Here is a 5,508-nt window from a genome sequence, read left to right on the forward strand (position 1 = left end):
AGCATTGCCTATTACCTTCAAAAGCATTGCCTATTACCGTCAAAAGCATTGCCTATTACCGTCAAAAGCATTGCCTATTAGCATGTAATTGTTTGATTTAATTAATAAAAAAACGACCGAAAACAAGAATAAAAACAAGAAAAACAAGTTAAAAAGAGCGCACCCTGTGGATAAGTCAGAAAATCTTATCAGGTTGATCACAAAAAAAGATGTCGCCGCTTTGCGGCTCCTCTCAGCGGCCCTCACGGGCACTACACGGTTAAATCCAGCTGTCTACGACTCTATGCTACTGAGAACCTTTCTGTTCCGTGCCTATTTGGTTCGCTTCGCTCATGGCCTAGCAGGGCTGAGGAGTTGAATGCTCACATTTAGTCCCTCTTTGTTTCGGCTGTTTGATCCAAGATGATCCCAATTAATCCGAAGAGCAGCCTTCCATGCCCTTACAGGCATAAAAACCCATATAAGCCACGCTGAGCCATTTTTTAAATGCAGAGACAGGGTTAATCATCAGGCACAAAAAAAGTGCTCACAATCGCTCTGAGGAACGTACAGACGGCTCTGACAACGATGTCTGATGAAATGGACTTAAAGTGCTCGAAATTCCTTTTCTTGAAAATGACCACAGACCACAAATGAGGTGATGGGGAATTAGCGTATCGAGTGAGGATTTTGCCGTTGACCAACAACCGCCAGTACTCTGATCTGCTTCGCTTGATCGTCCACCTCGTAAAGCACATGCTGCCCTACAAGACTTATACGACGTACTCCCTCGCCATAGCGTAAATCCTCCTCGTACAGGCGGGGAAATTCTGTCAGTTTGTCAGTGGATTTTAGTATGCGTTCTGTAACGTCTTTGGCATCCCAGAGTGACGAATTTTCAGCAATATAATCAAAAAGCGCCATAACGTCTTCGATGGCTCCTTGTTTCCATTCAACGTTATACAACATCGCGCAACTCTAGGTAGCGGTTCTGCAACTGCTGGCGAAGCTGTTCGGTGGTTATTCCTGGACGACTGTCGGCGCGGGCGATCACAACTTTGGCTTTTACCCGTTCTTCGTACTCGCCCTGTGCCAATTCCTCGTTAGCTAACCGTTGCAAAAGTTCCGCGTTTCGGACTGCGTTGGTGCTGGGCATGATCTGGGGCAGATTTTCTGCCAGTTCACGCAGGAAGTTGGCGTTTTCATAGTGAGTTGTGTTGCTCATGGTCATACTCCAAATTTCCGAGAGTTCGTGGGAATATAGAAGCGTTTTTCTGTTGGTTGTGCCAGTAGATTTACCTGTGCCGATTATACGCCATAAAATTTAATTGATTAAATTAAGGCGCGAGAAATAACTTATCTGTGGTTGTGAGCCGAAACTACCTAAAATTTTGTTAGGCTAATCCCCAAATCCACATTCGTGGCGTCACTTGGATTTTACCAAGTGACGCCAGTGAAAACTGGCTCGTAACTCTTGCTCTAACTGATTTCAGGCAATTGTTCACCCAGTGAAGCCAGCAAATTGTGATATCTCTTTAGCTGGATAAGTGCTGAAGGTGACCTCCTCCAAAGAGGGGATTAATACTCGCTATCATGGATTATTTCGAGGTTTGCGTTCTATCAGGCTGCCCATGTTATCGAAATAACGACTGGGCCAAATTTCGGAAGGATGAAGTTCAAGACGGTTAGCAATGATCCATTCCCCTTTTGGCCAAGGCCGAACCAGCGTATTCGCTAATGTGGATGAACTTAATCCGGCCTGACGGGAGATTGCTGATAAGGTCGTTCCCTGTTTGCGTAATGCGGCAATGACATCAGCCGGATGCCAGTCTTTTTTTGGTGCGCTCATTTTCTACTTTCCTCTTTTGCTTTTAGATGAAAAAAGTCAGAGACGCAGTACAGGAGTGCTTAATTCTGTCTGAATTGTTACAGCAAAAACATAGACAAGCGCACTGGCAGAAAATCCTGCCAGTGGAACACTCTACAAGGCTGCGACCCCTTGGTTATCAGTTTAAACCGATAACATTTTTAGATTACTTATTTGGATAAATCGGAATCTGATTTATTTGGTTCTATGATTTCTTTTACCTTGCCAATATCCAGTTCTTCGCTTAATTTCCGCAATTTTTCGACGATGACATTAATGCAGCTATGGATATGCCTGACATTAGTCTCGATATCAGATTGGTTGCAGAGATATTCGGCGCATTTGATGAGATCACAGGAATCTCGCGCCAGTGCGTAAGCATCTGTCTCAGTTTGATAAACGAAGAGTTTAGTCATGCTTAACCTCGGCATTGTGAGGTAAGACGACGGCAGGTACAGAGGAACACCATCGGAAAAGATTCATTTTTGTTTTCTCCTTTTAGTGGTGGCAGTTCAAACAGGGTTCGCAGTACTGGGAGTGTTCTTCCAGCGAGGCCAAAGCCTCCCCTGCCTGAACCGCCATAGAAAAGGCGAAAACAGGCACACTGGTATATTTATTTCATACCAGTGAAACACTCCAGGGCTGCGACCCCCTGACTATCGGATTTTGCCAATAGCGTTATCAGATTAACGGGATAATTAAAAATATTCAATAATAAAATCAATCGTATGCATACGATTGATTATGTTTTTTTTTGTCTGAATAGGGACGAATTTGGATAACAGCCGATTTTTTTATCGTGGAAAGGGCTATGTGGGAAGAAAAACCGTTTAAAGCGTCTCAGAAAACGGAATTTAAAGCACGTTAAGCCATATTAACCTTGTTTCCCCTCCGAAACATCGGCAGGAAACCGCAGCGTTACTTTTCATTTTCCGCGATCAGTCTGTCACCAAGACTTTTTAACGCCTGTAATTTTTCCGGAGGGGCACTGGCTAAATTAGCCAGTGCCCCGACAAACGTTCCTGCATCCAGTGTGAGTTGGCCTGTTTTTTTGTCAACCAGACCAGCAAGGCTGACTAGTCCCGCCACTTTAAACATCTCGTGATTACGTGCCTTACGTGCTGCCAGCCGTTCTGCATTAATAACCTTTGCTGCGGCTCCTTTGGCTTTCATCGCCCGTTCTGCGGCTTTTTCTGCCCGTTTCAGTACGGTTAGCCGGCGTTCTTCTTCCCGTGTCCGGTTTTCGATACCTGCCAGCTTTACCAGCAGCTTTTGCTGCTCCGTGGGCGATTTTAGTCCCATGATGTAGCCGATACGTGACCTTAGCCATTCGTCATTCGTGTTCATTATTATTGCCTCATAGTTCAATGTCAGCTCGTTAGCTTTTTTCCTTACCAATAATCTTAAATATGTGTTCGCCTGATGACAAAATATTTCGGCTGCAAACAGGCTCACTATAGTTTAAGATTATTGGTAAGGCGCGCTTAGACGTTTCTTATTTTCATAAGAAACAGCGCGTCGAAGCACAGCTTCGAATTCAACACCGAGAGGTATTCAGATATGGCGATAGCCCGGCTAAGCGTGAAAACAGGTAGTAAAGGAAAAGGTGCACAACATGCTGCCTATATTGCCCGTGAGGGTAAATATGAAAACCGGCTTGAAAAAGGTGAGCGGTTGGAGTCTACAGATAACGGCAATATGCCAACATGGGCGAAAGACAACCCGCAACAGTTCTGGCTGGCTGCGGATGCTTTTGAACGCCAGAACGGAACAGCTTATCGGGAAATGGAAATTGCCTTACCTCGTGAGTTAAGTCCGGAACAACGGGAAGGGCTTATCCGTGACTGGGTTAAGCAGGAGCTGGGCGAACGGCACGCCTATCAATGGGCCATTCATGTGCCTACGGCAGTCGACGGGGGCGAACAGCCTCATTGTCACCTGATGTTTTCAGAGCGGGTAAATGATGGTATCGAGCGTGATCCGGCGCAGTACTTTAAGCGTTTTAACCGTAAGGCCCCGGAAAAAGGCGGAAGCCAGAAAGCTAACACCGGCTTAGATCCCCGCACAAGGAAAGAGCAGCTGATTGCCCTACGTGAGCGTTGGGAAAAAATCTGTAATCAGCATCTGGCGCTGGCTCATTGCCCTGAGCGTATCGATATGCGCAGCTATGTCAAACAGGGTTTAGATCTTGTACCGGAGAAAAAAATGCGGCCCAGTGAATGGCGAAGACCGCAAGAGCGCAGTGTTATCATGGAGTTTCGCTATATCCGGCGAGAGCAGATAAACAGCCAGCATGTTGTTCATCTGATGGAAAAACAAGACAAAATAGCTTATTCGCCTGAAATTATCCGTGATATGCGTGATTTCCAGTGTAAACACGAGCTTTTTAATGGAATGCAAAGATTTAAGGAAGAGTATCAGCAGGATAAATTGCAACAGGCGCAGGAAGAACGGTTACGCCTTGAGGAGCAAATACGGCAGGAAGAGCGAGTAATGTTGCAGAACAAGCAACAGGCAGAATATGAGCGGCAGGTGCAACAACGTGCCGAGCAGGAAAAGAAACTACAACAACGTCAACGTCACTCCCTAGGGCGCAGTTTTAGCTGGTAACAGAGGAAAATATGAAAAAAGAACTCACTGATTTTGAAAAAATTTCCGGTTATCTCTTAGTGTTGGAAGAGCAGCAAGCAGTTGTAACTGACATGCTAACTGCGGTGAGCGGATCCCAAAATACTGCCTTTGATGCCATTCTGGAAGCCAAGAACGGCCTGAATCTGGCGACGGAAGCCTTAAAAAAGCAGTTAGCTGAACTGGATAATATCGAGATACAAAAAGCGCACATAAACCAAGTTCTGTCAGAATTGAATGACATTAAGCGGAGTTCCATCAATTCACTGGATACCTGTGCCGCCCAATTTAGGGAACTGTCTAAAACCGTACCGGAAGAAATTAACCAAAATATTCTGGCCACTATTCAACAAACGGATATTGCTGGCGCTGTCCGGCAAAGAATGGATACGCAAATGGAAGCTATTGCTATACACGTTGACAACTTATCAATTACAGTCAAAGGCTTTATAGGAGATATTCAGGCTGCAAAAAATGACTATCAGTCGGCAAAAAATAATTTGGAGGAAAAATATTATAAACTTACAAATTATTTTTGGTGGATTTTTGCAGGAAACATACTGGCAGTACTTGTAGTAATCGCATTAAGTGTAAAATTATTCTTTGGATCAGCCATTGATAACAATTATAATGCTGTTTTTTCTACTTATAAAAAAGTTGAACAATTAGAAGGGAAATTAAATTTAATTAAAACTGATTGCGAAAAATTGAAAAACAGAAAATAAACAATAATGGAGGATTTAAAATGGTTTCTAAAAACATAGAAGAATTAATGAAAGAAAGTGGTTTTACTTTAAATGATATGAAGTTATTAAAAACCATAAATAAGAGAAGTGGCACTACATTGTTAGATGAAATGATAAATCTGGAAAATAGATTTTATAGACTCTTGTTTATTCTTCCTTTGGCGTTTATGGTGTTGGCGTTCTTTTTTTTAATAGCAGGTGAGGCTAATTTTAAAGGGTTCTTTATAGCTATTGTTATTTTAATGCCTCTTGCTATATTTATAACTTATTTATAAGTCGATTATATTA

8 protein-coding genes are annotated in these 5,508 nt (G+C 43.3%); 3 read left to right on the top strand and 5 right to left on the bottom strand.

Features of this window, described 5'->3' with window-relative positions; genetic code table 11:
* Nucleotides 1-648: 648 nt before the first annotated feature.
* The 5 genes from ABLA85_RS05170 to traD all read right to left on the bottom strand — a co-directional run bounded on the left by ABLA85_RS05170 (nucleotide 649) and on the right by traD (nucleotide 3,193).
* A complete protein-coding gene (locus tag ABLA85_RS05170) occupies nucleotides 649-948 on the bottom strand; it encodes a type II toxin-antitoxin system RelE/ParE family toxin (RefSeq protein ID WP_367961967.1) in 300 nt (99 codons plus the stop codon).
* Entirely contained in the window at nucleotides 938-1,204 is a 267-nt protein-coding gene (locus ABLA85_RS05175) for a plasmid stabilization protein (RefSeq protein WP_367961970.1), read from the bottom strand. The genes ABLA85_RS05170 and ABLA85_RS05175 overlap by 11 nt, the downstream gene beginning before the upstream one ends.
* Nucleotides 1,205-1,570: 366 nt before the next feature.
* Nucleotides 1,571-1,828, bottom strand: coding sequence for a helix-turn-helix domain-containing protein (locus ABLA85_RS05180; RefSeq protein ID WP_367961972.1), 258 nt, complete (start codon nucleotides 1,826-1,828; stop codon nucleotides 1,571-1,573).
* Nucleotides 1,829-2,016: 188 nt separating this feature from the next.
* Nucleotides 2,017-2,262 (bottom strand): hypothetical protein, encoded by a 246-nt coding sequence (locus ABLA85_RS05185; RefSeq protein ID WP_367961973.1) that lies wholly within the window; start codon nucleotides 2,260-2,262, stop codon nucleotides 2,017-2,019.
* A gap of 502 nt (nucleotides 2,263-2,764) precedes the next feature.
* Nucleotides 2,765-3,193, bottom strand: a complete 429-nt coding sequence (traD, locus tag ABLA85_RS05190; RefSeq protein WP_367961975.1) for a conjugal transfer protein TraD — start codon at nucleotides 3,191-3,193, stop codon at nucleotides 2,765-2,767.
* A 213-nt stretch (nucleotides 3,194-3,406) separates the two neighbouring features.
* On the opposite strand from traD, the gene ABLA85_RS05195 reads away from it, so the two are divergent.
* Genes ABLA85_RS05195 through ABLA85_RS05205 form a run of 3 tightly spaced genes read left to right on the top strand, consistent with a single transcriptional unit; the run spans nucleotide 3,407 to nucleotide 5,495 of the window.
* Nucleotides 3,407-4,456, top strand: a complete 1,050-nt coding sequence (locus ABLA85_RS05195; RefSeq protein WP_367961977.1) for a MobA/MobL family protein — start codon at nucleotides 3,407-3,409, stop codon at nucleotides 4,454-4,456.
* Nucleotides 4,457-4,467: 11 nt separating this feature from the next.
* Entirely contained in the window at nucleotides 4,468-5,199 is a 732-nt protein-coding gene (locus ABLA85_RS05200; protein ID WP_367961979.1) for a hypothetical protein, read from the top strand.
* Nucleotides 5,200-5,219: 20 nt separating this feature from the next.
* A complete protein-coding gene (locus ABLA85_RS05205; RefSeq protein ID WP_367961980.1) occupies nucleotides 5,220-5,495 on the top strand; it encodes a hypothetical protein in 276 nt (91 codons plus the stop codon).
* Nucleotides 5,496-5,508: the final 13 nt, after the last annotated feature.

The sequence above is a fragment of the Xenorhabdus sp. SGI246 genome (assembly GCF_040838225.1).
Taxonomy (GTDB): domain Bacteria; phylum Pseudomonadota; class Gammaproteobacteria; order Enterobacterales; family Enterobacteriaceae; genus Xenorhabdus; species Xenorhabdus indica.